The sequence below is a fragment of the uncultured Nitratireductor sp. genome, assembly GCF_913053745.1.
In the GTDB taxonomy this organism is placed as follows: domain Bacteria; phylum Pseudomonadota; class Alphaproteobacteria; order Rhizobiales; family Rhizobiaceae; genus Nitratireductor.
This window is the reverse complement of the sequence record NZ_CAJXGF010000008.1, coordinates 1-25864: the sequence shown is the minus strand read 5'-3', so window position 1 is coordinate 25864 and position 25864 is coordinate 1. Positions and strand designations below refer to the sequence as shown.

21 protein-coding genes are annotated in these 25864 nt (G+C 58.8%); 9 read left to right on the top strand and 12 right to left on the bottom strand.

All coding sequences use genetic code 11. From position 1 onward, the window contains the following. Positions 1-122 precede the first annotated feature (122 nt). The 7 genes from QZ638_RS02650 to QZ638_RS02620 all read right to left on the bottom strand — a co-directional run bounded on the left by QZ638_RS02650 (position 123) and on the right by QZ638_RS02620 (position 5411). Positions 123-317, bottom strand: a complete 195-nt coding sequence (locus QZ638_RS02650) for a hypothetical protein (RefSeq protein WP_295806512.1) — start codon at positions 315-317, stop codon at positions 123-125. Between the two features lie 43 nt (positions 318-360). Next, on the bottom strand, positions 361-576 hold the full coding sequence (locus QZ638_RS02645; RefSeq protein WP_295806510.1) for a hydantoinase/oxoprolinase N-terminal domain-containing protein: 216 nt from the start codon (positions 574-576) through the stop codon (positions 361-363). Positions 577-694: 118 nt separating this feature from the next. Continuing rightward, complete coding sequence (locus QZ638_RS02640) at positions 695-1978, bottom strand: TRAP transporter large permease (protein WP_295806508.1); 1284 nt, start codon at positions 1976-1978, stop codon at positions 695-697. Further along, on the bottom strand, positions 1975-2526 hold the full coding sequence (locus QZ638_RS02635; protein WP_295806505.1) for a TRAP transporter small permease subunit: 552 nt from the start codon (positions 2524-2526) through the stop codon (positions 1975-1977). The genes QZ638_RS02640 and QZ638_RS02635 overlap by 4 nt, the downstream gene beginning before the upstream one ends. Before the next feature lie 24 nt (positions 2527-2550). After that, the gene (locus QZ638_RS02630) at positions 2551-3585 is read right to left on the bottom strand and encodes a TRAP transporter substrate-binding protein (protein WP_295806504.1); all 1035 of its coding nucleotides are present in this window, start codon (positions 3583-3585) and stop codon (positions 2551-2553) included. Then, on the bottom strand, positions 3582-4433 hold the full coding sequence (locus QZ638_RS02625) for a putative hydro-lyase (protein WP_295806502.1): 852 nt from the start codon (positions 4431-4433) through the stop codon (positions 3582-3584). The genes QZ638_RS02630 and QZ638_RS02625 overlap by 4 nt, the downstream gene beginning before the upstream one ends. Positions 4434-4517: 84 nt before the next feature. Beyond that, positions 4518-5411, bottom strand: coding sequence for a LysR family transcriptional regulator (locus tag QZ638_RS02620; RefSeq protein ID WP_295806499.1), 894 nt, complete (start codon positions 5409-5411; stop codon positions 4518-4520). Between the two features lie 1331 nt (positions 5412-6742). Here QZ638_RS02620 and QZ638_RS02615 point away from each other — a divergent pair. Then, on the top strand, positions 6743-13066 hold the full coding sequence (locus tag QZ638_RS02615) for a LysM domain-containing protein (RefSeq protein WP_295806497.1): 6324 nt from the start codon (positions 6743-6745) through the stop codon (positions 13064-13066). Positions 13067-13215: 149 nt separating this feature from the next. Here QZ638_RS02615 and QZ638_RS02610 read toward each other — a convergent pair whose 3' ends face one another. Genes QZ638_RS02610 through QZ638_RS02600 form a run of 3 tightly spaced genes read right to left on the bottom strand, consistent with a single transcriptional unit; the run spans position 13216 to position 15931 of the window. Continuing rightward, on the bottom strand, positions 13216-14088 hold the full coding sequence (locus tag QZ638_RS02610) for an isocitrate lyase/PEP mutase family protein (protein ID WP_295806493.1): 873 nt from the start codon (positions 14086-14088) through the stop codon (positions 13216-13218). A gap of 17 nt (positions 14089-14105) precedes the next feature. After that, positions 14106-15278 carry a PrpF domain-containing protein gene (locus tag QZ638_RS02605; protein WP_295806491.1) on the bottom strand — a complete coding sequence of 391 codons (1173 nt, stop codon included), beginning with the start codon at positions 15276-15278 and terminating at the stop codon, positions 14106-14108. Beyond that, positions 15275-15931: a GntR family transcriptional regulator gene (locus QZ638_RS02600; RefSeq protein ID WP_295806486.1), complete on the bottom strand. Its 657-nt coding sequence runs from the start codon at positions 15929-15931 to the stop codon at positions 15275-15277. Before QZ638_RS02600 ends, QZ638_RS02605 begins: the two co-directional genes overlap by 4 nt. 218 nt (positions 15932-16149) lie before the next feature. Here QZ638_RS02600 and QZ638_RS02595 point away from each other — a divergent pair, with 218 nt between their 5' ends. The 4 genes from QZ638_RS02595 to QZ638_RS02580 are packed head-to-tail and all read left to right on the top strand — an operon-like array spanning position 16150 to position 20214. Further along, entirely contained in the window at positions 16150-17139 is a 990-nt protein-coding gene (locus QZ638_RS02595) for a tripartite tricarboxylate transporter substrate binding protein (protein ID WP_295806483.1), read from the top strand. 60 nt (positions 17140-17199) lie between these two features. Beyond that, positions 17200-17634, top strand: a complete 435-nt coding sequence (locus QZ638_RS02590) for a hypothetical protein (protein ID WP_295806482.1) — start codon at positions 17200-17202, stop codon at positions 17632-17634. 1 nt (position 17635) lies between these two features. Further along, entirely contained in the window at positions 17636-19150 is a 1515-nt protein-coding gene (locus QZ638_RS02585; protein WP_295806480.1) for a tripartite tricarboxylate transporter permease, read from the top strand. A 2-nt stretch (positions 19151-19152) separates the two neighbouring features. Beyond that, positions 19153-20214: an AbrB family transcriptional regulator gene (locus tag QZ638_RS02580; RefSeq protein WP_295806479.1), complete on the top strand. Its 1062-nt coding sequence runs from the start codon at positions 19153-19155 to the stop codon at positions 20212-20214. 376 nt (positions 20215-20590) lie between these two features. Here the strand turns inward: QZ638_RS02580 and QZ638_RS02575 are convergent, their stop codons facing one another. Then, positions 20591-21124, bottom strand: coding sequence for an NADH-quinone oxidoreductase subunit B (locus QZ638_RS02575; RefSeq protein WP_366936194.1), 534 nt, complete (start codon positions 21122-21124; stop codon positions 20591-20593). Between QZ638_RS02575 and QZ638_RS02570 the strand changes: the two genes are divergently transcribed. Then, positions 21124-21852: a TetR/AcrR family transcriptional regulator gene (locus QZ638_RS02570; protein ID WP_295806476.1), complete on the top strand. Its 729-nt coding sequence runs from the start codon at positions 21124-21126 to the stop codon at positions 21850-21852. The two genes, QZ638_RS02575 and QZ638_RS02570, sit on opposite strands and share 1 nt — an antisense overlap. Positions 21853-21908: 56 nt before the next feature. Here QZ638_RS02570 and QZ638_RS02565 read toward each other — a convergent pair whose 3' ends face one another. Next, positions 21909-22469, bottom strand: coding sequence for a hypothetical protein (locus tag QZ638_RS02565; protein WP_295806473.1), 561 nt, complete (start codon positions 22467-22469; stop codon positions 21909-21911). Here QZ638_RS02565 and QZ638_RS02560 point away from each other — a divergent pair. From QZ638_RS02560 to QZ638_RS02550, 3 genes are all read left to right on the top strand, one after another. Further along, complete coding sequence (locus QZ638_RS02560; protein ID WP_295806471.1) at positions 22469-23197, top strand: ABC transporter ATP-binding protein; 729 nt, start codon at positions 22469-22471, stop codon at positions 23195-23197. The genes QZ638_RS02565 and QZ638_RS02560 overlap by 1 nt on opposite strands. A 16-nt stretch (positions 23198-23213) precedes the next feature. Beyond that, complete coding sequence (locus QZ638_RS02555) at positions 23214-25580, top strand: ABC transporter permease (protein ID WP_295806469.1); 2367 nt, start codon at positions 23214-23216, stop codon at positions 25578-25580. A gap of 10 nt (positions 25581-25590) precedes the next feature. Further along, a partial coding sequence (locus tag QZ638_RS02550; protein ID WP_295806467.1) for a biotin/lipoyl-binding protein occupies positions 25591-25864 on the top strand: 274 nt, incomplete at its 3' end.

Here is a 25864-nt window from a genome sequence, read left to right as displayed (position 1 = left end):
AGCGATGGCCAACCGGCGTGCAGTTCCTCATCGTCGCAGCTTGCTTGTTGAGAGCACCGATTGAATGAACTGCGGTTTCGAAGAATGTTTCGACCTCGGCACGAGCGCCGATTATTTGCCACTCAGTTGGCATTCGCGGCGCCGAAACCGCCGCCGGGGGTGTTCGTCACGGAAATGTCGCCAGGCGCCATCGGAGCCTCATTGTTGCCTTTCAGGCGCACGACGTTGCCCTCGGCGTCCAGTCGTTCTTCGACCTCTATGACATCTTCGTAAAGCAGCTCGGCAGGAGAATTTCGAGATCGAACAGCTTCGGACAATTTTGATAGCCGAGGCGCAGTAGATCGCGCAGACCTTGGGTGATCAGTGGAACAGCACGGCTGCCCTTGCCTTAAGCAACGCATTGGTCGCCACCGTCGTCCCCATCTTGAACGCATCGCTAGCGCCCTCCGGGATTGGCGGATCGGCGCCCAAACCGAGGCGTTCGCGGATACCCTGAACGGCGGCGTCCTTGTAGCGCTCGGGATTCTCCGACAACAGTTTATGCGACTGCAGGCTGCCGTCTGGCGTGCGCGCCACGACATCTTAGACGTTGCCACCACGATCGACCCAGAACGGCCACATGGCATGTCTCTTTTGTTTGCCGGGAGGAACGCCAGCAGAGTTTTGTCCAAAGATTGGATTGAGGCGGTGTCGTTTATTGAAGCGCCGTTGGAAGGAAGAGCGCGATCCCGGGAAACGCGATCAATGCGGCGACCATAAGCAACATGATAAGCACGAACGGGATGGTGCCCAGCATGACTTCGCTTATCTTGCCGCCCCTGCGGGCGCCTTGCACTACGTAGAGATTGAGCCCGACAGGGGGCGAGATAAGCGCCATCTCGATCAAAACGATCATGAGAATGCCAAACCACACCACATCATAGCCCTGCGCCACAATTAGCGGTACTATGATCGGAATGGTCACCACCATTAAAGACAGAGTCTCGATGAAGAAGCCGAGAACGATGTAGATGGAGACGACCACAAGGATCGTCATCAACGGCGACATTCCAAGGCTTTCCAGAAACGTGCTCAGTTCCCGACCAAGGCCGGCCGATGCAAGTGTGAAGTTGAGGAACGACGCGCCGATGACGACCAGCATGATCATGGAGGTTATCTTGATCGTGCCGACAATGCTTTCACGGATCATCTCCGCCGATATGCCACCGAAGAGAGAAGCGATGGCGAAGGCCCCGGCAACGCCGACTGCTGCAGCTTCGGTTGGTGTCGCCCAGCCCTTGTAGATGGTGCCGATGATTGCCCCAAATAGCAGGAGAATCGGAATCAGCTGAAACAGGGCGCGCAGCATTTCGACGGGGGCAAAAAAGCGGCGGGTACCGCCCATTTCGGGGCGGACAAGGCAAATCAACACCGTTATCGCCATGAACCCCAGCGCAAGCAGCAGCCCCGGCAGCAAGCCTGCCAAGAAGAGCTGCGGGATGGAGGATTGGGTCAGGAAGCCATAGACGATTAGGTTGATCGACGGCGGGATCATGATCCCGAGCGTACCGCCTGCGGCGATCGCACCGGAAAAGAGCTTGGGGTCATAACCCAGTTTGTTCGCCTGCGGCATGGCAACCGTGGCCACGGTTGCCGCGGTGGCCACGGATGAGCCGGAGATCGCGGAGAACATCGTGGCGGTGGCAACGTTGGCGTGAACCAGCCCGCCGGGTAGCCAGGAAACCCAACGATCCAAAGCAGCATATGTGCGCGTGGCCACACCGCTACGAACCAGTATTTCACCCAACAATACAAAGAAAGGAATGGCGATGAGCGTTGCATTGTTGGACGTGGACCAAACAAGATTGCCCAGGCCTTTTGTGAGCGGGAAGGGGCTGAAGAACCAGTCGACGCCAAACCCTAGCAGGAAGAGAACGATACCGACTGGAATGGACAGTGAGAGCAGCGCTAAAAGCCCGATGGAAACCGTGCCGATCATGAGCGAAGCTCCACTTCTTCGCCAATGGTTCCGATGGCGGCTTCGGACCGTTCAAACTCGCCCTGAAGGATGAGCAATACCGATGCGATCAGCGTTAACCAGGCGACTATGGCGAACCATACCCAGCCGAGAAACCAGGGCACCTGCACCAGCGCTAGCGGAGTTTCCAGTGGCGTGTTGGCGTGCGAGGAGTTGGCCAGCGAACGTTCGACCACCGGCCAGCATCTTATGGCGATGAGGGTTATCGTGCCCGAAAGCACGAACATCGAGAAGAGATCGAAGAGGGAACGGCCTTTCGCGTTCACAAGTCCACGCAAGAAGTCGATTCTCACATGGCTCAGTTCCAGCAGGGCGAAGCCCATGCCCCACGATGTAACAATGGCCATAACGTAGCCACTGATCTCGTCGGTGCCGCCGAGAGAGGTACCCAACTGTCGCATAACGATTTCGGTTAGAACGAAGGCGACGCAGAGCAACAGAATCAAGCCGATCAGCATCGCTACCCCTTTGTTGAGGTATCTCATTAAATCCAAAACACGTTGTGCCATCGGGTACCTCTTTCGTTTCTGGAACTATTCGGTTGCGACCGCCACGCCAACGGCTTGGCCAACGGACGAATTCCAGCGCTCAGCCCACTCCACTCCAGCGCGTTCGGCCCAACCGGGCAGAACTTCGGATTCGAGAATGCCGCGAGCGCGGGCGAAGTCTTCGTCGCTGACCTCTACGAGAGTCATGGAGCGGGCATCGCCCGACGAGCATTCGCCTTTGCCGGTCAGGCAGGCAATGTCGTTCTCCAACGCGCCTTGAGCGGTGGCCCAGGCGGGATCCTCGAACTCGGAGGCGATCTGCGATTCAATCAGCGACTGATGCTCGGGGCTCAAGCTGTTCCACTTGTCTAGATTGATCGCGGTCACCACTGAATCCCAGCCGCCAAGCGGTAGGGGCAGAAGATGACTCGACACTTCCCACCATCCCGCGCTGTAGCCGGAGCCGGCTCCGGTAATGGCACAGTCTACCACGCCCTTTTGAAGTGCTCCGGGCACTTCGGCGAAATTCACATTCACGCCTTCGGCGCCAAGCGCCTCCAGGAATTTCGCGGTCATCCGGCCGGAAGCCCGCACCTTCAAGTCCTTGAGGTCGTCCAAGCTGCTGATCTCATGATTGCAGAAAACGACCTGCGGTGGATACGGCGCTATGGCCAGAACATGACTGTTGAAGCGCGTATTGTAGATGTCTTCGACCATCGGGCGTGCCGCGTCGACCATCGCGCGAGCCTCGTCGGCAGTCAATGCCACGAGCGGCACGTCGAGACCTTCGAGCTCCGGCGCATCAGCCACCGCGTAGTCGGCAACCGTCATCGCCACATCGTACACACCGTCGCCGAGCAGACGATACACGTCGCCCACACCGAGGTTCATCTGATTGTGTGTCGTCAGATTGACATTGATCTGGCCATCCGACGCTTGCGGCAGAGATTCCGTCCAGAATGGCGCTTCGTATTCCGTATGCAGGGGCAGACTGGACCAGCTCCCAACGACCGAAAGTTCTTCGGCAAAGGCAGGAGGCGCGGTCATCGCCACAGTCATCATCAGGATTAACTTTTTCATTGGTTTCTCCTTGTTGGACAATCGTTTGGTTGCGTCGGGTTCAGTACGGCAATTTCAGCATCTTCCGGCACGTCGGTGATGAGCATGTGGCCGGGTTTGTGGGTGATACAAAGTTGCACCCGGGCGTTCTCGATAACCACCTGAGGTGTGACACCGCAGGCCCAGAAAACCGGCACACATCCATTCGGCAATGGTGCAGGTTCTCCCCAATCGGGTTGGTCAATATTCCTAATCCCGATTTCTGCCGGGTTCCCAGCGTGAATCGGGGCTCCGTGTGCCAGAGGAAATTTTCTCGACAGGTCAACGGCTAGATCAACCTGATCTGCTCGGATAGCTCGCATGCTTACGACAAGCGGGCCCGAGAAAGGTCCCGCAGCAATCGTTGGGATGTTCGTCCTGAACATCGGCACGGTAGAGTTGTTGTCAATGTGCCAAAGGGAGATTCCCGCTTTAATGAGCGCGTGCTCGAACGTGAAGGAACAACCGATAGCAAAAGTCACCAGACCGTCATTCCAAAGCGTGTCGATGTCCGACACTTCGGCTTCGAGCCTGCCTCGACGATAGATGTTGTAGGCGGGAACATCTGTTCGAATGTCGATGTCTGGACCCAGGGTCGGAATAGCAGGATTGCCGGTGTCCGAGACGCCAACGAGCGGGCAGGGTTTCGGATTGCGCTGGCAAAACCGCATGAAGTCGAGTGCATACTCTTCCGGCAGGATAGCGAGGTTCGCTTGCAGCAACCCATCTGCCAGTCCGGCGGTATGTCCCCCATATGCATTGGCACGAATGGTTTCTCTTATCTGTGAAACCTGGCTTCGCCGAAGCCTCTGAAATGTGCTGTTCTCCACGGCTCGCTCCCTCTTCGGGGAAGTATCGAGTCGTCGAGTCATAAAAACAAATTAAACAATTTTACCCATAAATATAAAATTTTCTTATGATGCGTGGAACTCCTCCGCGACTTCAAGTGCCAGGCGCGCAGCAGTTTCGACAAGATGGCTTCGGGGTTCCGCGATATAGGAAGCTGTAAACTTCAACGGGCTGGGAACCCAGCCAGGGTCAAATTCCGTGATCTGTCCGGCATCGACTATGCCTTGCCCCATGCGCCGGGGAAGTGCCGCAACACCCAATCCGGCTTCGACCAGGCGAAAGCATGCAGACAGCGAGGATGAAGGGAAAAGCGACACGTCCGGGCCGATTCTTTCAAGCAGCGTGGCTTTCAATTCCCGGAACGGTCGAGTGTTACGCGCATATGTGATTACTGGAAGCCGAAACAAATCTTGTTCTGGTCCATGTGTGCCGTGTTCGGAAACCGGGCAATACCATGCCAATTCGAAACCTGGCAGATCGACATTGTTGACCGTGAATTCAGAAATGGGGCCAAGCAGGATGGCGAGATCGATTTCGCGATTCAACAGATCCTGCCGCAGGTTGAGCGAGATATCGACGTTGATCTCGACTTCGATCCCGGGAAAGGTTTTGTGCAACGACGTCACAAGTCCAGGTAACCAACATTGAGCGATGGTCTCCGAAACTCCCAGTCGCAAATGACCTTCGATCCCCTCGGGATCCATAACTTCAGCCGAAATCATTTCGGAAAGCTGCTCAATCTGCTCGGCGTAGCGCACCAGTAAATCGCCGCGTTTCGTCAAAGTGATTCCTGCAGGTCGCCGTTCGAACAGATCTGCGTGGAGATTGGCTTCCAAGTTTCTGATCCGCGTTGTGATCGCCGGCTGCGTCAAGTTCAGTGCCTGGGCTGCCCGGGAAATGCTGCCGAGACGGACGACCGCCAGAAATGCTTTCAATTGATCGAGATTGAGTCTGGCCAATTTTCCGTTCCGTTTATGCTGACGCGCCGTTTCACTTTCAGCGGCAGACGATACTGCGCTCAGGAGCAAGTGTCTCGCAAGCTCCCCACGTAGTCTTCGCGGCACTTTCCAAAACTGCGCGGCATCATTCTCCTTACGCAGCGAGATTGGATCAGAGTCCGTTAGATGGAGACGGCACCCGTTTCCGTAATCAACCACAGCCGTCATCAACCGGTAATGTAGCGCGTGTTACCGTCAAAACCCGTCGCTGATCAATGAACTGGAGTTCGCAGTTCTCGACGTTTCTTGGAGGCCAGCAGGCGAGAATCGGGATTGAAGGGCTTGCGGCCTGGTGTGCTCGAACGGCGCCTGAATGGCAAAGTTGAACACGTTCCGCAGGTGGACCGATGATCCGTCCGATAAGCTACAATCCGCCGCCTCCCAAGGTTGACCCCAAAGCGAACACCGACCTTTTTACCAGGCTGCAAGCCGAAGCCGCGAAGTTGCGTCACGAGATCAAACTTGCCAACAAGATGGGCGAGAGGGATTTGGCGGCGAGTGCGCGCGAGCGTCTGACGCAAGTCAACGCGGATTTGAGCGCTGCGCAATCCACCGACCCGGTTGTCGCCACGAGGGCACCGCAACACAACGGCACGACCGATCCGGCTGCGTTTTCCACAACGCCGAAACCTGCGGACGGGCCGGACATTCTCCCGATCCAAAATCCGGCCGATGACGGCGGCGTGCCGTCGGAAGTCACGGCCGCGAACGAGATCCTCGACGACATCGAAGCGGGCAAGAGCATAGACAACATTGCCGAGGAGCGGGGTATGAGCCCCGAGGAGGTGGTGGCCGTATTAAACGCGGGCGACATCGAGGCATCGTCGACACGACATGCTAACGGCGATACGCGAACGACAGTGATTACCGACGGAAGCGGACGCACAATCACCGAAAACCAAGACTATCATCGAGGCGGCTATTACACCGAAGTAACCGAACCCAACGGCGAAACGACTATGTCGCCGGTTCGCGACGATCTTGGTCGCATTGAAACCACCAGCGTCGACCCGGAGACAGGCACCATCACCACCAAATACGTCGCCGATCTCGGCGACGGCACCGTCACTGTGGAAAAAGTCCTGCCGAACGACGTGAGAGTGGAGACGGTAACACCCAACAACAGTGTTGCGTTGCCGGTGACCACCGTGACGGGTGTCGCCGGCGATGAAGTCACCCTCGCACATACACAGACTGCGGATGGTTCGGGCGCGCCCTTGATCCAGGATCAGCTTGCCGAGGGCAAAAGCATCGAGGAAATAGCCGAGGCGCGCAACCTCACGCCGGAGCAGGTGATCGCCGAGCTGAACGCGGCGGGTCTCGAGGTCACCCAGGACGGTAACCCAGGCGAAACTCTGCAGATCATCGTTACCGACCCACACGCTGGAACCACGGTTACCTACAACAACGACTATCACCAAGGTTCGACTTCGGTGACGACCATTGAGGGGAATGTCGAAACGACGGATACGGTCGACGGCAATGGGATAACCACGCACACCGAGCGGAACACCGAGAGTGGCGAACAGACCACGACGATCGTCGATCCCACGAACGATACCGAAACGACGATCGTCGTCGACGCGGACGGCCGACGTACCGAGACTGTTGTCGAGGCGCTGAACGACGGTGAGCCAATCGACTACGAAGTCCGACCCGGTGATAACCTGACCGAGATCGCCGAGGCCCATGGTGTGACCCTGGAGGATCTTGCCGAGAGCAATCCGGAGCTGTTCGCCTCTCCGCGTGACCCCGATCTAATCAATTCGGGAGAAACGGTGATCATTGAAGAAGGCACCAGGACCACCGTTGAGGTCACATTCAACGGCTATACAGTGACCGAGAATCCGGACGGCACCGTGACGGTGACCAATCAAGAGCATGGCTACGAGATAGATCTCGAAGCCGGTAGCCTGGAAGCCGACCTGGCTGATCTCTTGACGGCAATCGATCCAGACAGCAGCGACCCCGAGGAAGCCCGAGAGGCTGAGGTCGTGCTCAACGTTCTTGACGGTATTTTCGCCAGTGAGGCTATTCAGCAGGAGGGAGAGGGCCTGGATTTCGAGGCCGTGGAAGAATTGGGAGAAGTGTCGGCCGCAACCCGTGAGGCGATTAACGAACACGGCCCTGGGATCCTGGTAGAACCGGTGATGGATCAGGACGGCGAGGTGCTTGACCTTTATGGTGCGCGACCTGAAGGGGTGGATGCCGACTGGGTGCCAGTAGATTGGCAGGGCACGGTACGCTGGGTCCACCCCGATGTGGCGCAGGCTCTGATGGCGGATTCGGAGACGCTGGCGACGATCAGCGAACTTTCCGCGGTCATCGATCTGTCCAACGCTCAGAGCGACGTGTATGCGCTCGACTCCGACTATACAGGCGCTCAAAGTGCCGCCGAGGATGCGCTGAGGGGTGTCCTGAACCCATACGGCTATACCATCGACCTCGAGAGCCCCGATGGCTCTCTGGAGGAAGCCCAGGAAGCGTTGAGCGAAGCGCAGACCTTGCTCGATGATGCCACCGAGGTGACGAATATCTACGAGGAGGCGCGTTCTAAACTCGACGAAGCCATCGAGGCGAATGGCAAGCTTGAACCTTTGGTGGCGGCTCCGGATCCCAGCGCGCCCGATGCCACAGCAGAAGACCCCAACATTCATACCGATGTCTATCAGCAGGAAAACTATGCTGATTCTCTTGCTGAACATGCCGAAGTGGAAGCGTTGTTCGGAGCGTATAACAGCCTTATCGCCGAAGGCGATTTGGCCTCAATTGATCTTGCGATCTTGCGCAACGAGCAGGCCGGCGTAGACGCTGATTCAGCCGATCATCAGAACCTGCTCAACCTGCGTGAGCTGGCAAAGAGCCGCGTCGAATTGGGGCAGGCCAATGCGGATTATCTGCGCGCCGAAAGCGATTTGCGCACCTTTGAGGCCGATTCGGCACGGATGATGCGCGAGATGTTCGACGAATGGCTGGATCATAACTCCAGCAACGGCGACGACATGTATGCTCGGGCCTACGTAACCGCCGACGGACAGGCCATGATCGATGTGTATTACGATCGTGGACACTATGTCGAGGAGTACAACACTGACCGTCCGATGGCGCACCATTCTCGGCACGGTCAGTCGATCAGGCTGAGCGTGTTCGATCAAGACCTCAATCCAGAAGTGTCGCGCAATCTGCCGGGTTCGTGGATCGACGAGTCGCTGAACAATGCCTGGAACGAGCATGTCGCAACAGGCGTCCCGGATGGTAGATCGTTGAACACCGCCTGGAACGAGCATCCGGAGGGTGTTCCGTCAGAGTACGAGATCTTCACGCATGGCCATACGTTCATCGCAACGCGCGAGAATGCTGCTGCGGACCTGAATGAACTTTTGGCATCGAACGCGGAAACCGCGCTGGAGACCTTGAATGGAGGGCTCTCCGACGTCCAGCGTCAGTTTGAGAGCGCTCTTGCCGAGCACGGGACAGGCACGGCCGAATTGCCCGAGGGCGCCTTCCCTGACGGTGTCGAACCCGTGAGCGTGGAATGGCAGGGGCAGACCGTCATGGTCTCGCCTGATGTTAAGGAACAAGTTGAAGCCGGCAATCTGGATGCGGTCATCGAGAGCGGTTTACCGATCCAGGTGCAAATCGATGTGACACCGGATGACGGCGAATACAATCCCGAGAGCCGCTGGGTTGCACCGGAACTGGCACTGAGCGCTCTCGACCTCGTCGCGATCAAAACCGAAATCGGAAACCTGCAGACCTTTCGCGACCAGATGAACGGCATCGCGGCAGGGCAGCGTGATACCGCTGGGGATACCTCCGACTATTACATGCCGAATGCGGTACAGGACGAGCGTCTGGAAAGCGACACTGAGAACGTCCTGAATGCCGACTTCCAGCTCCAATTCCAGAATCTCTACCAGAACGGCTTCGACGGCGCCTTCCACACCCAGAACGGTGATGGACTCGAACAGACCATTCAGGAATCGCTCGGTCTCGATACCGAGAACGAGGATCACGCCGATATTCTCGAATCCGTCGCAGAAGGGATACGAGAATTCGGCGGCGATGCGCCGGAGGTCTCCACGATCCCGATCTTCTATGTCGACGAGAACGGCACCAGCCAAACCACGCTCTTCGGCGTGCGCAACGATGAGGGTGAAACAACCTATGTCGACATAACGGGCAAGCGCTTCACCGATATAGAAGACTTTCGCCACAACAACGAGCAGTTCAGCGACGATGGGCGGATCGTTTACGCCAACAATCTGGATATGACGCCAGGCGAGGACGGCCAGATCGAGATTGACGCCGATCAGGCCCGCGTGCTCTCGGCCTGGGAATCGGCGGTCGATCCAATTGTGGGCATAGGGACTGCTGTCGCTACTGTCGCCTCGTTTACACCGCTTGCCCCTGTGGCGGCACCGGTCGCCATAGCGGGCGGCACCTATCTTGGCACGCGGGCATTCATCAACCAGAAAGAACATCTCAACCGCGGTGGCGACTGGACCGACACACAGTCGATCATGAATGTCGTGAGCATAGCAACGACGACCTTGCCGCTGGCCTCTAGCGCACTGCGTCTGGGCGGGCTCGTCCGGGCAGGCATTCCGCGCGGTACCGCCTTCATGGCGAGCATCGGAGGGTCAAGAGCGACCAACGCTTATGCCGACGATATCGCCCGGTACATGCAGTCGGGAGCCGCCTCCAACCGCATTGCCTACGGTATCGACGCAACCACACTCACCGCCGCCGTGCCGCTTGTTGGGGTTTCCGGTTACGACATCGTCGTCCATGGCGGCGACATGAATGGGGTTCAGTTCGCCAATGCCGTGCTCAATTTCGGTGCTGGCGCATTCGGCGCCGGCATGGGCATCAGGGGGCTAACGGTTCGGCCAGGATCCGGACAAACCGGCGTGCACGGTCAGAAGCCACAGCAAGAGACTCCCGGCGGACTTGTGCCGGACGGTGTGATTCCGCCGAGTGGTACGAGTGGGCGGCCCGCGATCAGCGTCGGAGATGAAGGTCGGCCGATGGTTGTGCATGAGCAAGGCTCGGACGGAGTGTACCGGCCCACGGACCGTATGGTTTTCCACGATGCCGATCACCCGGTCATCGAGGGCGAGAGCATTGCTCACGTGGCGGACGACGCGTTGCAAGCCGGGACAGGTCCACACCCGGGCGGTGGGCCCGAACCGCACGCTCCCATGACGGACGAGGACAGCGCGCCCGTGGCCGACAGTGGCAAGGTTTCGTTGGTTCATCCGACGGTGGAGTCTGCGCATGGTCTCGACACTCAACATATGCAGACGCGCGAAGAAGCGGAAATCGTACTCATTTATAGTGCGCTGGAGACCGGGAGCGGCCAAAAGGTTGCGAACCGCGATGTCGACCCCCACGACACAATACAGCCTGTCAGCGAAAGCTGGGGCGTTGCGGTGCGAGATATTGTGCCGGAGACGCACGAGGTGCGCATTACGCAGGTGCATGAAAACGAACTGGTATTTTTCAATCCTACCAATCGCCAGACCTTCGGCCGATCCCAATATGACGGAACGCCGCCCCTGAAGTTCGAAGACGGAGCCCGCGTCTTTCACCCCGGGACCAATAGGGAATACGTCTATAACGCCGAGCAACAGCGTTTCGAGGTTCTCCAACCTCCTGCTGACGCCCCGCTTTACTATAATGCCGATGCCAACATCACGCTCTTGCGGCAGCCGGGGGGGAGCTTTGACCTGTTTGGCAGGGGCAACAACACCGATGGGATCGGCACCTGGAAACCCTCACCGAGAGATGTATCCCATGAAGCTTCCGAATCATCCGGCTGGCATTATGACGAATCGACAAACCGCACCTATAAGCGAAATGAAGATGGAGAGCTTCAACGCCTGGCTCCGGAGAACGAAAATGGGCTGATCCACTACGATAAAGCGAACAAGGTCACTTATCTCATTGTCCCCCATTCAGGCGAAGTCAGATTCTTCGGCAAGGGAGATAACCGTGTTCCGCAGGAAGCCCCAAGTCAGGGTAAGCGCGTGCGGCAAACGATCAGCAACGTCGTTGGGGATAATCGCATAGGCGTTGCCGGGAGGATCAAGGCTCCCATCCCCGGAGATGTCGCTACCGGCCCGACGATTTCCTCCATGGGCAGAGCCGTGGGAACAAAGACCGGAATGAGCAAGCCGAATAAATCCGACAGGGGGTGGGAATTCAGAAACGCGCCGCTCAGCCCTTTGACAGGATACTCCGTGCAGGAGGCATTTCAGTTCAAGGCCAGCACCTTTCAGAATGAGATCGATACCGTTCTTGCCGGGTATCCAGAAGCGTCGCCCTTCCGGATCGAGGCGGTCAGTTGGCGGGAGATCGGGGCGTATGCAGAGGATTCAAACCGCACCGTCGTGGAACTGTCTGTGTCTCTTGGACTGCAGACCGGCACCGCGACGCGGCTTCGACCGGGTGAAAGGGATTTTTTTGGTGCCCGGCGGGGTCTGGTGCACGAACTTACCCATGGCATTCCTTTTAACAAGGTTATGTCGGAAACCAAGGTCAGTCTGCCGCTCTGGGCACGGCTCATGATCCTGCAAAAGCTCGGCTATGACCCTGCGGCCATGCCGGCAATTCTGGTAAACCCGCAGGAGCTACCGCCTGAGGTGGCGGTCATCGCATTGAGACCCGGCTTCGAGGATCGGCCGGAAATCGAGATCGGCGGTCTACCCCAGGGAGCCAGGGTCTCCGAGCCCTTCGTCCAGCAGGTTCAGGCGGCGCTGGGGCAGAGCCGCATCCAGGTGCAACTGGTCACCGACAATCCCGCAGGTCTGATGCGGGCTTTGCAGACCAATCCCGATCTGGCCAGCATTCATGGGCTTCACGATGCGGAGCAAAGCCTGATCTTCGTGGACGGCAGCGTGCGCAGCGGTATGCGTCTGTCGCGGGTCAAGGTCGCTCCTGAACGCGTTCATATTACCGATTTGACAGGCCAGCGGCGTAACGTGATGAACTCCTCGCAGATGAATTTGGACGTGGTCTTCAACAGGCATCCCACCGTGGATCATTGGCTCAATCGGGTCTCCTGGCCGCTGAAAACCCGCTTAAGGGCAAGCGGAAAGCTGCCGCGGAGGTTGCAGCCGCAGCCGCACTACCATCCGGGAGAGGGGTTCTATCGGGCGATCCAACACGGCAATCCAAAGGCGGCAAGACGCGAAACGGTCTCCGTAACACCGCTCAGCATAATGCGTGTGTTGAGCGGCGAGTTGCGCGCTGCGCACAAGACCCGCAACAACCCGAAGGCGGTGCCGCAGATCCTGAGCGCAAGGCATGCGCAGGAGTTCAGGCCTGTCACCGTTACGCAGCCGCAAGGCGGCGAGACCAAGGTTCAAGTCCCCAACTGGCTGGCGGACGTTGTGAACAGGGGGCGGACCGGCCACGGCGTGGTGTGGCCCAAAGGCGGTGCAAAGGCGCTAACTCCGCTGCTCGATGACTGGCAAGCCCATCCGGAACGGTCTGATTCTGTCAGGGAGTTTCGTCAGAACACCCTAAGAACGATCGAGGGTATGGAAGGCAGCCACCTGTCCCCCTCACAGGTGACCGCCATTATCGATTTTCTGTCAACGCAGGGATAAGAGCAACGGCAAGCGCGGCGTGCCTTTGCTTCCGATCGGAGAACAATGCACTTGCACGAAGCCGATCGCCTGAATGTGCGGTGTGTAGCACGTCACTTTCGCCTTTGAGAATCGGCCCACCCGTGGAGGTCGGAGCCGCGGAAACCGTCTTAATACGCGTAGCGTTTCTCGAGTTCGTCGAATAAATCCTTGCGCACCATGCGCTGGCGCTCGAGGAAGCTTGCAACGGGGCCGCCTTCGTCCATTCTGCCGGTTTCCTTAAGCTGGCCGAGTGCCTGCTGCATTCCGTATACGGCCGACTGCAACGCCACATTGGCGTAAAGCACAAGCGAGAAACCCATCTCGCCCAGTTCTTCCAGATCAAGGATCGGCGTCTTGCCGCCAACCACCAGATTTACAAGCTGTGGGGTGCCCTTCAGGGTGGCTGGAATGCCGCGCATCTCGTCGATGGATTGCGGGGCCTCGACGAACGTGATGTCGGCGCCGTCTTCGACGAAGGCCGCGGCGCGGTCCAATGCTTCTGTGTAACCGTCGGTGGCGCGGGCGTCCGTGCGCGCGACGATCAGCGTGTTTTCATCCTGGCGCGCATCGACCGCTGCACGGATGCGCGAGCGTGCTTCGTCCAGTGGCACCACTTCCTTGCCCGAGAAATGACCGCATCGCTTGGGCGTCTTCTGATCTTCGAGTTGCACTGCGCTCGCGCCCGCACGCTCAAGCGTGCGAATCGTATGACGCACGTTGAGCGCATTGCCGAAACCGTTGTCGGCGTCCACCACAATAGGCAGTTCGGTCGCATCGCGGATGGTCGAGGTATGCTGAGCGATCTCGCTGAGGCCGACGAAACCCATATCTGGCATACCGAGATAGGTGTTGGTTAATCCCGCGCCGGACAGATAAATCGCCTCGAACCCCTGATCTTCGATGACCCGTGCCGCCAGCGCATTGGCCGCGCCCGGCATGAGAATGGGGGCGCCGGTCAGTATGCGTTGCTTGAAGGCATGGTTGATTTCGTGGTTCAGCATAAAACGGATCTCTTTCTTTAGACCGGTTGGGCAAGAGGTTGCACGGCGGAGGGCATAGGCAGATAGATGTGCCCGTCCATCAGGCGCCTTTGGGTGCGCAAAATGCGGGCAGCTTCGATTTCGCCGCTGCGGGGATCGCACGTGGCGCCGACGGTGACGATCCCGCTTGGAGTGCCGATACGCAAGTTCAGCGGGTCGGCACCCTGTGAGATGCAGTCCGCAACGACAGACCCGTCGACTACGGCGGCGCAGGCAAGAGCCAGCGCACCGGTCACCGGGACCGCGCGATGCGCCTGCCCGGCCGAAATCATGCGGATCTGGAGATCCTGCGCGGAGGCCGGATGGATGATTCCGGAAAGATCTTCGTAGTCGGCGGCTGGCCCGACCATCGCGACCTTCGGCGTGGCGATGCGCTGCGCTGCGGCTTCAGGATCAGGCGTTAACCCCATCGCCACCGAAGCCTGCCGACGAATGTCCTCCAGCCGCGCCATCAGCCCGGCGTTTTCATCAATCGCACCAGGACGACTGCGTGTGTCCCCGGCAACCTCGTAGGCTGAGACGAAAACAGAGGGAACGGCGGCGTCGATCATCGTCACGCGTATCGCGCCTCCGTCCTTCAGGGTCAGCGCATGTATGGCTTTTCCTTCCGGAAGAGTGCCGCGGCCGAACGTATCGGTGGGGTTCAGGAAATCAAGCGCGACGGGCGCACCGGTGCCATGCACGCCGGGAATCGAGGTCTCGCCCGTCACGACCGCACATCCATTCGATACCGGAAAACGCGCCACGATGATCTTGCCTGAATTCGTGTTGTGAATGCGAACCATCGCTTCGCCGTCGCGCGGGCCTTCGACGAGCCTTTCGTCATAAGCAAAGGGCCCCATTGCCGAGCTCATATTGCCGCAATTGCCACTGAAATCGACCGCATCGTTTGCAACGCTGATCTGAGCGAATGTGTAGTCGATATCCGCATCCTCACGTGTTGCCGGTCCGATTACACAGACCTTGCTGAGTGAGGAGATGCCTCCGCCCATACCATCGAGCTGCCGCATGTTGGGATCGGGACTGCCCATCATGGCGGCGAACAGACCTGGCCAACCGGTTTCGTCCTCGGGGAGGTCGTGACGTTTCAGCACAACCGCCTTGGATGTGCCTCCACGGATGAAGGCTGCCGGGATGCGTTTCTGGCTCATTCCGGGTCCTCTGCCGTTTCGGAAAGCTGTGCTTCGAGCGCGGTCCAACTGTTGCGAATATGGCGGCGCATCAAAAGCCCTGCGACTTCGGAGTCGCCATCGGCGATGGCAGTCGCGATCCGCATGTGTTCGTTCAACGCGCGGGCGCCGCGGCCGGTAACGTTGCGGTGCTTGAGGCGCAGCAACGACAATTGAGGATAAAGCTCTCGCGAGAGGTAGCGAAGGATAATTGGGTTCCCGGCCATCCGCGCAACCACCATATGGAAGTCGCGATCCCCCACACCCTGTAGATAGGCACCTTCGGGATGTGCGGCAATTTCGCCGGCATGCTGGTCCAGCAGCTTGCCAAATTGCGCGGCAGTCTCCGACCCCGCCCTGGCAGCCGCCAACCCTGCGGCCTCGGCCTCAAGGGCGGCCCGCACCTGATAAAGCGCCCGCGCATCAGCGCGCCCCATCACCCGTACACGCGCTCCACTGTTGGGGACGATCGTTACGATGCCGGTTTCGCTCAGGAGGTTGAGCGCCGCCCGTACCGGCCCCCGGCTCACGGCGAAGCGTTCGGCCAGCGCCACCTCGCCCAGCCGCGCCCCTGAAGGCCGGCGACCCTTAAGGATATCCTCACGCAGTTCGTCGGCGAGGCGTTCGGAGACCATGCCTCGCGATTTGTCCTCAATTGTTGACAATTAATGCCTCCGCCGGTGATGAGTCTGAAGAGAGCCGTTTAGGCCTTCCGATAAAGTCATTTAAAATCAGTCTGATGTCAAGGACATCAATCCTCTTGACATGAAAAGCCAAGGGGCGTTAACAGTCTGGGTTCAAAAATTGAACTACAATTTGACGCAACCGCTATTTCAGGGGAGGAATCCTGACCATGAAGAAACTCGCACTTGCGGCTGCTGCGCTCGGCATTTCCCTTGCCGCTATGTTGCAGCCTGTCGCGGCCATTGCCCAAGAGAACTGGCCGCCGCGCAAAATCACGTTCGTCGTGGCGCTTGGGCCCGGCGGTTCCGCTGACCGCACGGCCCGTGCTCTGGCGCAACGCCTGCAGGAAGAACTCGACACGCCGATCTCGGTAATCAACCAGGAAGGCGGCGGCGGCCATGTCGGTCACACCTACTTCACGCAAATGCCGGCGGACGGCAGCTACTTCCTCGCCACCTCGATCCATCCCTACATCTCGAACGCGATCCTCCGTTTCGACGCGGACTATTCGCTCGACGATTTTGCCTTTATCAACGGCCAGTGGAACGATCACGACCTGTTTGCGGTCAATGTCGATACGCCCTACCAGACGCTCGCCGAGTTCATGGACGCAGCCAAGGCCGAACCGGGCAAACTGAAGGTTTCCGTCGTCCCGGGCTCGACCGGTGCAATCAATCTCGAGCTGGCCCTCGAAGCATTCGGCGTCGATAAAAGCGCCGTCAACATCGTGACCTACCAATCGGGAGGCGCGGCGCGAACGGCCGTTGCCGGCGGTCAGGTGGACATGACGGTGCTCGCAGCGGATGGCACACTCTCCATCGCGGAATATGTGCGCCCGCTCGCTCTCGCGGCCGACGAGCCCAGTGCGGATTGGGACGCGCCCACACTCAACGCAGCCCTCGAAAAGAATGGACTCGAAACGGTCCCTGTTCTGGCCGGTTCAATGCGCGGGCTTGCGGCTCATGCGACCTTCAAGCAGGAACATCCCGAGGCTTTCCAGAAAATGGTTGCAGCCTATCAGGCTGTGCTTGAAGACGAAGAATTCGTCGCCAATCTCAAAGAGCAGAAGATTGGTACGGAGTGGCTTGGGCCGGAGCGCACCACCAAGATTATCAAGTCCAACTTCGATGTTTTGAAGCGCTTCGATACCGAAGAGTAAGCCTTGAAGCGGGAGCGCCGCCTTCCGCTTCCTCCCTACCCGAAGATGCGAGGGACGGACATGACGACAAGATTCCCGGCCACCCACGCTGCGCTGCTCGGCATCGTGCTCGCCATATCGGGCTTCATACTCTGGAGCGCCGTGTCCGCGTCCACCTCGCTCGACAATCTTGTGGTCGTCGCACCGGTGGCTGCCGTCCTTGGCGTTCTTTTGCTTGTCGTCATTGCCGGTGCATTGCGTGGATCAGCTTCCGAAGATGTCAAAAGCGGAGCAGGGAGCGACCTTCTTTTGCTCGCCGGCTTCAGCGCTTTCTGCTTTGCTCTGACGCATATCGGCTTCGATGTCGCGACCTTCGTCTTTGTCTGGGCCGGAGTCGTGATGAGCGGCGGCCGGGGCCTATGGCAGCCGCCGCTTTTCGCCGCGCTCTTCACTGTTCTTCTGGTCAAGGGTTTCGGTTCTCTTTTCCCCTATCCTATGCTGACGCTGGTGCTCTGAAATGATCGATCATTTCGCCCTGTCACAAGCATTCAGCCTGCTCTTCACCAGCTTCGAACCGTGGTTGTGGGTTATTCCCGGCCTGCTGATCGGCCTGGTATTCGGCTCGATACCCGGCCTGCAGATCTCTATGGCCATGGCCGTCTTCCTGCCGGTCACCTTCGGTATGGATTTTCTGCAGGCGATGCTGTTCCTGACCGCGATTTTCACCGGCGGCGCCTATGGCGGTGGCGTCACGGCGATCCTGATGAATATCCCAGGCTCGTCCTCCTCTATCGCCACTGCCTTCGACGGTTATCCGATGGCTCGTCAGGGCAAGCACAATGAGGCACTCGGTCTGGGACTTGCCGCATCCGTTGTCGGCGCGTTCGTGGGGTACATCCTTCTGCTTCTCTTGATCGACCCACTGGCCGCACTGGTTCTGAAAATCGGTCCGATGGAGATGGTCGTCGTCGTCCTTTGGGGGCTCACTCTGATCGCCACGCTCAATGACAGCAGCTTGGCAAAAGGGCTTTTGGCCGGGTTCTTCGGGCTTATGCTCAGCCAAATCGGCATGTCGACGACAGGCGTCATGCGCACCACTGTCGGCAATCCACACCTGCTCGACGGCATTCCGGTGGTGCCGGCGATGATCGGCATTTTTGCAGCCTCGGAACTCCTGCGTCTGCGGGGTAACACTTACCTCGTGCAGGATGAAGCGCAACGAGACATCTCACTCGGCAGGATTCTCAAGGGCGTCAGTCAGACCTTTCGTTATCCGAGCGTGCTCGTTCGCGGTAGTCTAATCGGTGCGGTGATCGGTGCAATTCCGGGCGTCGGTTCCTCAGTTGCCAATCTGGTCTCTTACGGGGAGGCCAAGCGAACTTCGGAAACATCCGAAACTTTCGGCAAGGGCGCGCCCGAGGGTGTGATTGCGGCCGAATCCGCCAACAGCAGTTCGGAAGGCGGCTCGATGACCGCCCTTCTGGCGCTCGGCATTCCAGGCGGCGCAGCGACGGCGGTGCTGCTTGCAGCCTTCTCCTTTCACAACATCATCGGCGGCCCATCGTTCATCCGCAATCAGACCGATGTGGTTTACTCCATCATCCTAGGCAATCTGGGGCAGGTCGTCCTGCTAGCGGTGATCGGGTTGTTGATGCTGCGCGTGCTTGGCCTGGTGGTGCGTGTGCCGCTTGCTTATCTCGTACCCAGCGTTCTGGCGATGTGTGCATGGGGTGGATACGGGATCACCGGCACCATCGCCGGACCACTGACGGTTGCGGGTTTCGCCGGGCTCGGCTGGCTGATGCGTCGCAACGACTATCCGGTTGCCGCGACCGTCATCGGTCTCTTGCTCGGTCGCATGATGGAGGGCGAGTTGGTGCGCACATTGCAGATCTCCAATGGCCAACCGCTCAACTACCTGCTCGAAAGGCCGATTGCGCTGGCCCTCTTTGTTTTTATGCTTCTGGTTTTGGTCGGCGCGCCGCTGTTCAAGACGTTGCGCCAGCGCAGGGACGATCGGGCCGGAACGTGAGTTTGTTGGATGCGCCCCTGACACGCGGGGCAACGACGATTGGAATCGGCGCTACGGGTGGCCTGGCGTTCTTCCTCCTGAACCTGCCCTTACCGTGGGTGCTTGGCAGTCTTTCTGCCTCCGCGCTGGTCACGCAGTTTTCCCGTTTTCGTCCGTCGCTTCCACCGGCGTGGCGCAGCTATGCGATGGTGGCAATTGGAACGATGCTCGGGACGGGCTTCACACCGGACGTGATAGCCCGATCGGGAACCTGGGCGGTAAGCCTGATCGTCATGACGCTCCTTTCGATTGCCTTTTGTCTTTTTGCCTATGCGACGTTTCGGCGCTGGAGCGATATGAACCGACAGACGGCATTGTTTGCAGCCATGCCAGGGGGACTCTCGGTGGTGACGATGCTGGCCGAGCAGCACAAAACCGAAGTGAACCGGGTTGTGCTTTGCCACACGGCACGGCTGGTGGTTCTTTTGATCTCGGCGCCGCTCTTGATCCAATGGATCTCAGGTATCGATCTGGCGGACGCCAACCGGGCCGCATTCGAAGCACCGGAGGCGTTGGATCTGTCCGGGCACGGAGCGCTCGCGCTTGTCGCTGTTGCAAGTTGGTTCGTTGCCAAGCTTGTTCGCTTTCCGTCGGTTATGCTGCTGCTGCCGCTGTTGAGTTCAGCCATCTTGCATGCGACGGGCTTGGTCACGGTTCATGTGCCGATCACGCTTTCGATAATCGCGCAAATCGTTATCGGCTCGGGTGTCGGTGCCCGGTTCGCCAACTACACGTTCCGCCAGATTGCCCGCGATGGCTGGCTCGCCGCTCTGGTGGGCATTGTGTTCGCTGCTGGTTCGCTCGCCGGCGCCTATCTGATTGCGCCGCTTGCAGGTGGCGAGGTTGCCCCGCTTTTTCTGGCTTATCTTCCTGGTGGCGCTCCGGAACTGGGCGTGGTGGCGCTGGCACTGATGATCGACCCGGCGATGGTTGCCGCGCATCATGTGCTGCGCGTGTTTCTGATCGTCGCCCTGCTTCCCTACACCGCCGGTCGAGTTTCCAAACGCGACTCCATTATCAGTTGAGAAGCCGGTATATGGCGATTTTCCGAAGTGCCAAGTGCCAATGCGTTAACCTGCGAAGAGACTGTTCGTCCGCGGTTCGACCAGTGTCCGTCTCGCCGTTGAAAAAGTTTCGCGTCCGAGCATGAAAGGGGCTCGGGTTGAACCGATCCGGTCACGCCGACATGAGAGAAACGCCGCCCGCCATCAGAACTGCCGCCAGAGCACCATCAGTATTGTAGCTAAGCCGAATGCGCCGCCGCTGCCAAAAGCAGATGTGACGCCCTTCCATTGAAGCTCCGCGCTCAAGCCGATTGCCTTAAGCAGCCGATTTTTTGCGCATCTGTATCGAGCGAGGGAACGATAGCCTCTCGGCGGGATGATCCCGCATCTGTCGAGATTACCTTTCGATGGTTCCCGTCCTTCGAATTTTCTTTTGAAGCAGCAAGACGCCATAAAGCAGCGCTTCGGCGGTTGGTGGACAACCTGGAACGTAGACGTCCACCGGCAACAAGCGGTCTGCGCCTCTGACCACCGAGTAGCTGTAATGATAATAGCCGCCGCCATTCGCACAGGAGCCCATCGAGATGACGTAGCGAGGTTCGGGCATTTGATCGTAAATCTTGCGCAATGCAGGTGCCATCTTGTTGGTCACAGTGCCGGCGACGATCATAACGTCGGCCTGCCGCGGTGAAGCGCGAGGGGCGAACCCGAAGCGTTCCGCATCGTAGCGCGGCATGGCGAACTGCATCATTTCAACGCCGCAGCAGGCGAGCCCGAACTGATTCCACATCAGCGATCCGGTCCGTGCCCATTGCACAAGCGTATCAAGCTTCGTGACGAGCCAGCTGCGTTCGGCGAGTTCGTCGATGATGGTGCCATTTCGCTCGGCTGTGCGGGTGACGATCTTTTCCAATGCGGATCTCCCGGCCAATGATCGGACGCGACGGCATGATTGCCTTGTGCTTCACCGTCGATCCATTCATATTGAACGACGATATAAATAGTACTATGCATAAAAATATACGACGTTCAATAAAAGCCGAGATGACGACCATCAACCTTACGAACCGCCGCGAGCGAAAGCGGCAAAAAATGCGGCAAAACCTCACCGAGACGGCTATGGAATTGTTCTCAAGCCATGGTTACGACAACGTCACGATGGAGCAGATCGCCGAAACCGCAGACGTCGCCAAGGGAACGCTCTACAATCATTTTCCGATCAAGGAGGCCCTCGTGGCGTCCTGGGTTCATCAGGAAATCGCCCGCGATTCTGAAAACCTCTTCGATGAAATCGAAAGGCATCAGATATTCATCGAACGGATGAAAGCTCTGTTGGCCATCTCCAAAGCGTGGTGTGAAGCAAATAGGGAGTATCTGCCCGCATATCTACGTTACAGGCTTCTTGAACTGGGAGGCACAGTGCCAGGAAAGGGTATGCACACACTGGACGGTGTGGGCTGGATCTTTGTACGTGTAATCAGACATGCGCAGGATCGGGGCGAGCTTCGCGACGATCTTGCGGCAGAGCATCTGGCGGAGTTTCTTGCGCATATGTATCTCGGTGCCCTTATGCGCTGGTTGCGCGGCAACGCGACCAATCTGGAGGCCGAGTTCGAAACAATGCTGAGCCTGTTTTGCGATGGCGTGTCTTCAGCGTAGGGAGACGTTCAAACGTTCGCGATCGACGCCTGTTGCGCTCGACACACGCCCTTCGCTCAACGTATCTTCTTGCTTTTGCTCCATTTCCGGCGTGCTTCGTCCATCGCGCGACGCGCAGTATCGTAGAAGTCCGCCATGTCTTCCAGGCGTTGACGGGTGGCAGCAGCGGGCACGATTTCTTCCGCGCCGCGCAGCAGATCCGACAGCGACAGCAGCATGCGGTTCTGGCCTGCCAGAATCTCGTCGTACTGATCGGAAACCTCATAGAGGATGCGCTTGCTGCCGCGAACGGAGCGTCGGCGGACTAGTGTATAGCGTTCGAGCAGGCGCGCGGCGACGCTGGCGCTGCTTTTGCTGATCTCGAGGTCTACGGCGATGGAGTCGAGGCTGGCCGCTTCCGGGCAAAGGAGCAGGTACCCGTAAAGCCGAGCGGCAGTTTGCGGAACACCCCAGGGCACGAATAGCTCGGCGATTTCTTCGATGAAACGCCGTTGAACCTCGGTGATATTCATATTTGACAAATTCGGCATAACTCGAATATTCCATACAATCGTCTTACAGGCAATCCGCCGCGACGGGCGCTCAGACCCATGTGGCGGCATTGAGGTGGTCGTCAATGTCGCGGAGACCTACTGCACGGAAGAACGAAGCCTTCGTCGTGAACTCCGTCTCCAGAGTTTTCGGGGCCGGCCACACGGCCGTCCACGCGCTGCGTGGTGTCGATCTCGACATCCCCGAATCCGAACTCGTCGTATTGCTAGGCCCGTCCGGTAGCGGGAAATCGACCCTCCTCAACATTCTTGGCGGACTGGATCGACCGAGTGAGGGAACCGTTCATTTCTTCGACAGGGATTTGACGGCTATGAGCGATGTCGAACTCACACATTATCGTCGGCACGACGTCGGGTTTGTTTTTCAGTTCTACAATTTGATGCCCAGCCTCACTGCACGTGAGAATGTCGAACTGGTCACCGAAATCGCCGATGACCCCATGTCGTCAGGCGAGGCCCTCGCACTCGTCGGCCTCGAGGAACGGACCGATCATTTTCCAGCACAGCTTTCGGGCGGAGAGCAGCAACGCGTGGCGATCGCGCGGGCGATCGCCAAGCGTCCCACAGTCGTTTTTTGTGACGAACCCACGGGGGCGTTGGACAGCCAAACGGGACAGGCGGTCTTGCGCGTCCTCCAGGACGTCAACGAAGAGACCGGAGCAACGATCCTGATCGTGACTCACGCGGCGGCGACGGCGGCGATGGCCGACCGTGTCATCGATTTTGCCGATGGGCAGATCCGGGATGTCCGTATCAACGAACACAAGGTTTCGGCCGAGGAGATCGAATGGTGAAGCGGAGCCGAAGTTCATGCTGAGCCCGCTGGACCGCAAACTCCTGCGCGACCTGTGGAGGGTAAAAGGTCAGGCAACGGCGATTGCCGCCGTCATAGCGCTGGGGGTGATGCTTCTGGTGATGATGGATGGACTCGTCAATTCGCTGCAAGAGACGAAAGACACCTATTACGAACGGCACCGGTTGGCCGACGTCTTTGCTCCGGTCAAACGCGCTCCGGATCGTGTTCTCGATGATCTCAAGGCCATTCCAGGCGTCAGCGCTGTCGTCGGTCGGGTTAATGGTGCGGCGCTCATCGATCTGCCCGCCCAGGAAGTGCCCATTCGTGCGCAGGTGGTATCGCTACCGCGTTCTGGCGATCCGATTCTGAACGGCTACCGGCTCGCCGAGGGCCGGCGCATCGATTCCGATCGCGACAACGAAGTTCTTCTTTTAAAGGCGTTTGCCGATGCACGCGGTCTCTCGCCCGGCGATGATCTGACCGCCACGATAAATGGCGCGCGCCGCATTTACACCATTGCCGGTCTCGCCCAGTCGCCCGAGTTCGTCTATACGACACCACCCGGCGAACTGGCGCCCGACGACGCGCGCTTCGCTGTCCTGTGGATGAACAAGCCGGCCCTTGAAGCGCTTTACGATCTCGACGGAGCCTTCAATGAAGCGATCCTGGCGCTTGGACGCGGGGCTAAGTTGCCGGCTGTTCTCGGCCAAGCGGACCGTATTCTCCGCGGTTACGGCGGAACCGGGGCCTACGGTCTTGAAGATCAGGTATCCAACAGGTTCTTGTCCGAAGAAATCACCTCGCTGCGCGCCTCGAGCCGTGGCGTGCCTCCAATTTTCCTCGGAGTCGCGGCATTTCTGCTCAATATTGTCGTGTCGCGGATGATCCAATCTGAACGTTCACAGATTGGTCTGCTTAAAGCCTTCGGATATGGCAGTGCAGCCGTCAGCGCCCATTATCTGAAATTCATTCTCGTCATCGCCGTGGGTGGCGCTGTGGCGGGGTGTTTGCTTGGCATCCTTGCCGGCGTCAATGTGGCCGGCTTCTACCAGACCTACTACAAGTTTCCATTTCTGCTGTTCCGGGTCGACCCGGCTGCGTTTCTTGTCGGCATCCTGGTCAGCGTGGCGGCTGCCTCGGCCGGCGGCATCTTCGTGTTGCGAGGTGTATTCGTACTGGCTCCGGCAACGGCGATGCGTCCACCGGTGCCCGCAGATTATAGCCGCTCCGCGGGGGTCGTAAGGGCTCTCGGAAGATGGCTCGATCAGCCGAGCCGGATGATCGCCCGACGGCTTATCCGACAGCCCGGCAAGTCGGTGACGGCGGTGCTGAGTATAGCCGCCGGCATGGCGCTTTCAGTCGCGATGCTAACGCTCATGAGCGGGTTCGACCGCACAGTGCGTGTCAATTTCAGCCTGGTCGACCGCAGCGATGTGACGGTTACCTTCGCCGAGCCGTTGTCACGCAAAGCGGTCCATGAACTTCAAAGCATCAAGGGAGTTGTGGAGGTGGAGCCGTTTCGGGACGTGGATGTCGTACTGCGCAACGGCCTCCATGCTCACCGAGGCGCCATAAGCGGCCGTGTTGCCGAACCGAGGCTCAATCGCGCGATCGATGATGGTACGAACACCATTTTCCTGCGCCGAGACGGTTTGATTCTTTCAGAAGCGCTCGCCGAGACTCTGCACATCGAACCGGGGGAGACGCTCACGGTCGAGGTGCGAGAGGGACGGCGACCCATTTTGCGACTTCCTGTGATCGGTGTGACGGAAGCGTTCATTGGAGCGCCGGCCTATCTCCAGCTTGATGCGTTGAACCGTGTCTTGGGAGAACCGAACCGCGTCTCCGGAAGCTATCTGCGGACGGACAGCATCTACAACGATCATATCTATCGCGAGCTCAAGAATTCGCCCGCCATCGCCGGTGTCAGCCTGACCGACGATACGCGTGCATCGTTGCGAAAACTACTCGATACCGGTGCGGGCGCGATGCGCTACATCATGGCAGCCATCGCAGCCATCATCACCTTCGGGATTGTTTACAACAGCGCGCGCATCGCTTTTGCCGAAAGAGAACAGGAATTGGCAAGCCTGCGCGTCATGGGTTTCACACGCGGCGAGGCCGCGTTCGTGCTCCTCGGTGAACTTGCGGTCATCACATTTCTGGCTCTGCCGATCGGATCGGGGCTTGGCTATTATCTTTCGCACGCCGTTGCGGCGGGCTTCAGCACCGATCTCTACCGCATCCCGGTCATGTTCGATCCGGCAAGCTATGGTTCCGCCATAATCGCAGTTCTTATCGCCGCTTTCCTATCGGGCTGGGTCGTGAAGCGCGATGTCGATCACCTCGACATGGTTGCCGCGCTCAAGAGTCGAGATTAGCGAGGTTTTCATGGCAAAACGACGTTCACGATTCTGGATCATGGGAGGCGGGGGTCTCGTGCTGGTGGCGGCAGTGGCTTACGCTTTCTGGCCACGCGCGACCTTGGTGGAAGTTGGCGAGGCGAGCCGAGGTCCAATGCAGACGACGATAGACGAGGAAGCGCGAACGCGTCTCCATGAGCCCTTCGTTGTCACCGCGCCGGTTGCCGGGAGATTGATGCGCGTGGCGGTGGAGCCGGGCGACAGCGTCAAAGAAGGCGCGGTGATTGCCCGTATGAGGCCAG